4 protein-coding genes are annotated in these 5,294 nt (G+C 36.3%); 3 read left to right on the top strand and 1 reads right to left on the bottom strand.

The window, feature by feature from the left end; genetic code table 11:
- Nucleotides 1-325: 325 nt before the first annotated feature.
- The 3 genes from AC22ZQ_RS12255 (at nt 326) to AC22ZQ_RS12245 (ending at nt 2,282) form a co-directional block, all read left to right on the top strand.
- Complete coding sequence (locus AC22ZQ_RS12255; protein WP_318959059.1) at nt 326-787, top strand: hypothetical protein; 462 nt, start codon at nt 326-328, stop codon at nt 785-787.
- A 354-nt stretch (nt 788-1,141) separates the two neighbouring features.
- Nucleotides 1,142-1,678 (top strand): Crp/Fnr family transcriptional regulator, encoded by a 537-nt coding sequence (locus AC22ZQ_RS12250; RefSeq protein ID WP_318959058.1) that lies wholly within the window; start codon nt 1,142-1,144, stop codon nt 1,676-1,678.
- A gap of 58 nt (nt 1,679-1,736) precedes the next feature.
- A complete protein-coding gene (locus tag AC22ZQ_RS12245) occupies nt 1,737-2,282 on the top strand; it encodes a DinB family protein (RefSeq protein ID WP_318959057.1) in 546 nt (181 codons plus the stop codon).
- A gap of 87 nt (nt 2,283-2,369) precedes the next feature.
- Here AC22ZQ_RS12245 and secD read toward each other — a convergent pair.
- Nucleotides 2,370-5,294 (bottom strand): protein translocase subunit SecD (gene secD, locus AC22ZQ_RS12240; RefSeq protein WP_318959056.1); only part of this gene is annotated, 2,925 nt, incomplete at its 5' end.

The raw sequence follows: 5,294 nt of genomic DNA, 5'->3' as shown, positions 1-5,294 counted from the left end.
TGTTAAATTTTTGAGACACAAGGTTTCTAGAAATATACGTTCACAAACGGTTCAAATGGAAAAGATTATTGAAGAATATGAGGAGGATGAAGATGAAGTAGTTTAAATCTATATCGTTTAAATAACTTCTAGCTCAAACTTCGAAATTAAATAACATCAACAACCCAATTAACACTATAAATAGAATTATCCAAATTGCACATCCATTCGGGTTTGGTGGATCCGGTAGGTTAGAGTTTTGATTACCCATCGACTTATATTTATAGCTGGTCGGAGACATAAGGAATTTCGTTAAAAATAATTATATTTCCTAAAAGCTGAAAGAATGGATACTACGTTTAAAGAAACACAAAAATTTACCCAACTCTGGATTTGGGGAATATTACTTGCCGTTGCCGGTATCATGACCTACCAATTTCTATGGGGAAAAGATCAAGGAAAATTTCTAATGGATGAGTTTATCCTCAGTATTGGGATAATTATGCTGGTTATCGTATTATTTCTCGTATGGCGTCAGCACACAACAATAGATAAAAACGGAATTAAAGTTCAAGTGTTTCCCTTTTTTACCAAGTATTACAAGTGGGAGGATATAGAAGAAAGTCAAGTTGTTAAATACGGTTTTGTAGGATGGGGAATACGTTTTGCTCCAGCTTATGGATGGGTATATAATGTGAAAGGAAATAAAGGTCTCCGTTTAGTCTTTAAAAACGGTAAAAAGCGTTTGATTGGTACTCAAAAACCAGAAGAACTACAGGCTTTTATAAAGCAAATTGGGAAAGCATAACAATGCGTTTTTATTACACCAACAAACTAAACCACAAAGACTTAAAACTTCAGTCTCAAAAGAAATATAACACATATCTTGATTTAGGTAAGGCTGGTAGGTACATCCTTTCATACACCCTACTTTATCTTGGCAAAAAGAAAGATCATACCTACGAAGTTCTAGCCAAAACCAATATTATTTACTTGGTCCTCATCTTTTCGAGTATCCTGGCCTGTAGTATTGCATACTTAGTAGATCGACTTGAAATATTGTACTACCTACCTTTTCTTATACTTTTAGAATTTACATTTGTACGAGCTGCTATACGCTCAAAAATCAGAAGGGATTTGGACCAATTATTAATCAAACAGCATGCCCGAAGAAAATAACTTACTTCAGTACATTCATTCCAATGCACTATGGGAAAATGAACTCACCCTAAAAAGAGGTGATTACATTGACTGCTTTGACAAAACCAATACCAATATCTATTTCATCTCAGAAGGTTGTTTGCGCATTTATTGGGTGAATGGTGAAGAAGAACATACCATCCGCTTTGGGTATACGCACAACATCATTGCAGCATTAGACAGTTTCATTTTAAATTCTCCTTCGGATTTTCATATCCAAGCCTTAAGAAAAACTCAAATTAAAATATTGTCTAAATCCAAATTTGAAGAATTACTATGCCAACACCCTCAATTTAAGGAAGAATGGATACTTATGCTTCAAGACTTAATCATCCAACAACTTGAACGCGAAAAAGATTTATTGATTTCCTCTCCCACAGAGAGATACAAGCGCGTTCTACAAAGAAGTCCTCAGCTTTTCCAAGAAGTTTCGAATAAATACATTGCCGATTACCTGCGTATGACACCTGAAACACTTTCGCGCATCATGAATTCTTAATTTGAATCAAGATTTATAAAGAATCAATTTTCGACCTTTGTATTGGAAACAAAGTACTATGGAAACGATTCAATTAATAAAACTTTTGCAAGAGAACAGTACCAAACATATACAGTTTGCCTTGGACTGTAAAACAGAAGATCTTGCCACCCTCAATGATAAAGCAGATGAGAATTCTTGGAGCATTTTAGAATGTATTGAGCACCTGAACCTCTATGGTGATTTTTACAATCCTTCCTTAACCAAAAGTTTAGAAAAAGCCCCACCCGCTAAAAGCGCGAATTATAAACCCGGATTTTTTGGTAATTACTTTACTCAAAGCATGTATCCAAAGGAGAAACTGAATAAAATGAAAACCTTCAAAGACAAAAATCCAGCGGGTAGCACTTTAAACCTTCAACATTTAGATAGATTTATTGGTCAACAAAAAGAATTTCTTCATTTACTGGAACTTGCCAAGAAGAAAAACCTCAATTTCAGAACTCCTATATCTATCAGTAAATGGTTCAAACTTAAATTAGGTGATACCTTTCATTTTGTGAGTGCTCATAATGAACGACACATTCAACAAGCCAAACGTATACTTGACGCTAAGAAAGCATAAACTTCGTTGATCAACAAACTATTTTCCCCGAAATAAAAAATCCCCGCTGAATAAACAACGGGGATTTTTAATATATGAAAGTAGTGCCTAAGCCATTGCTTCTTCCTCTACTTTTTTCTTCTCTTTTTCTTCGTCAGCCTTAGCTCCTAAATCAACTACTGCCGGAGTTGCAATACAGATAGAAGAGTAAGTACCTACAACCACACCAATCATCAATGCGAATACGAAACCTCTAATTGCTCCACCTTCGTCAAAAATGAAGATCGTTAACAATACGATGAATGTAGATAACGACGTATTGATTGTTCTACTTAATGTAGTATTCAAAGCAAGGTTAATTACTTCTTTTCTATCCTTACCTCTGTATTTGTTTAAGTATTCTCTAATTCTATCGAATACAACCACGGTATCGTTAATAGAGTAACCAACAACTGTTAAGATCGCTGCGATAAACGCTTGGTCAATCTCCATGTTGAATCCTAACTTTCCGTGCAATGCAGCGAAGATACCTAATACGATAGTAACATCGTGGATCATTGCAAAGATAGCTCCTGCACCATACTGCCACTTACCGAATCTTACTAAGATGTACGCGAAGATGATAATCAATGACAATACAATCGCTAACAATGAAGAAGATTTCAATTCTTCAGAGATAGAAACTGATACAGAACGAGAGTTTTCAATTTTAGAAGTACCGTAATCTGCAACGTGCGCTTCCAACGTATTTTCAATTGCCTCATGTACTTGCTCTCCAGAACCAGGTACTGTAGATAAGTAGTTTGTTGCAATTTCCACACGGAAATCAGAATTTCTTGATTTCACCTCTACTGAAGCCGCTTTACCATCTTTCTCAATAAGGTTCGCTCTTAATTCAGATTCGATTTCATCAATTTTATCTGCTACTGGCTGAGTAAATACCATTTCGTAAGTTCTACCTCCAGCAAATTCAACAGATGGTTTTAATCCTCTTGTGAAGATAGCTACCAATCCAAGTACTACCAATAAACCAGAAACGATGTAGAATTTCTTTCTGTTCTTGATGAATTGGAAATTTAAGTTTTTGAACAATCCTTTAGATGCTTTCGTAGAGAAATCAAATGTTGCTGATTTTTCCAATCTCCATTCGAAAATCAAACGAGTAATAACAACCGCTGCAAATACAGAAGTGAAAATACCGATGATTAAAGTAGAAGCGAAAGATTCGATTGGTCCTGTACCGAAAGATTTCAATACAAAGGCAGTTAACAATGTTGTGATGTTGGCATCCAGAATAGCAGCTAATGCTTTCTTGTAACCATCTTTCACAGCTAACTTCATTCCTTTTCCGTCTGCAATCTCTTCTCTAATTCTTTCGTAGATCAATACGTTAGCATCTACAGACATACCGATAGTTAATACGATACCTGCAATACCCGCTAAAGTTAATACAGCTCCGAAGGCAGCTAAACAACCTACAATGAATAAAATGTTTGCAACCAATGCGATATCAGCAATAACACCTGCTTTACCGTAGTAAAAAATCATGTATGCCAATACGATAGCCAATGCAATACCGAAAGAGATTAAACCACCTCTTGAGTTTGCTTCTCCAATCGTTGGTCCAACAACTGCTTCGTCAACAATAACACATGGTGCAGGTAAAGCTCCACCGTTCAATAAGTTTACTAAACCTTTTGCCTCTTCAGCTGTAAAGTTACCTGTGATTTGTGTGTTACCACCAGGGATAGGTCCGTTAATACGAGGTGCAGAGAATACTTTGTTATCCATTGTGATGGCAATGTATTCGTAAATCATTCCTCCGTTAGCTCCAGTTCTTGGTCTCAATTCATCCGTCATTTCAGCCCACTTATCAGCTCCTTCAGGATTCATTGTAACGTTTACAGAAATTGTAGCAGAGTTTTCATCAACACCTACGTTTGCTTTATCAATGTCAGAACCACCTACTCTAGCCTTACCATCTTCTGGTACTTGTAAAGCAAATAATTCGTAGTATAAAGTATCGTTGTTATCGAATTTAGTTTCGTAGTTCGCCCAAGCAAAGATTACCTGACCTGTTAACATCTCAGCAGCTTTTTCATTGATCAACTCGTTTACACGTGCTGTATCTTTTGCCTTTGCATAACCGATGATAGGTGTTGGCATGAACCCTTGATCTTGTGAGATCATAGGTTGGAAAATCTTTAATAACTCTGGAGTTTTCGCTGGCTCATCAGCTTCTGCTGTTTCGTCACCTAATAAAGACTCTAAAGAAGTAGTATCTGTTTCTGTAGCCGTTTCTGCATTTTCAGCAACTGCCGTAGAATCTGCAGATTCGTTTAACAAATCATCCAATACATCTGCTTCCTCTTCGTCCACTAACAATGCATTGATGATACCACCAATCTCATTTCCTTTGATCGCTCTGTAGAATTCTAAGTTTGCAGTAGATTGCAATCTGTTTCTTACAGTAGTTTGATCTTTTACACCAGGTAATTCAATGTAAATTCTGTTTGTTTCTTCGTCTCTTGTAATGTTTGGTTGAGCAACACCGAATTGGTTAATACGGTTTTCCATGATCGTCTCAACTCCTGAAAGTGCATCTTTGTATAAAGATTTCAAAAATGCAACTACTTCCTCATCTGTAGACTGAATAGAAAGCTCTTCTAACGTTTCTTGTGTAGAGAAGTCTTCAATTAAGTTAACTTCTGGAGACAACTCTTTGTGCTTACGTGCGAAAATGTCAACAAAATCACCACCTACTGTATTGTACTCCTCTACTGCAGCATCAAATGCTGAAGAAAAAGAATTACTGTTTACATCTGCAGCGTAGTTTTTCACCAATGCTGGAGTAGATAATTCTAAAGTTACAGACATTCCACCCTTAAGGTCAAGTCCTAAAGCAATACTCTTGTTTTTTACGTCGTTGTACGTGTTTCCTAAGAAAACCTCCTCAGAGTTCTTTCCTTTTAAGATGTCGTTTAACACCGCAGCTTCTGCAAAATCTTTAGCCTCGTTGTTTTTAACATTAAC

This window comes from Lishizhenia sp., from assembly GCF_057456495.1.
Note: the sequence above shows the minus strand (reverse complement) of the source record. Positions and strands in the feature narration are given on the sequence as shown.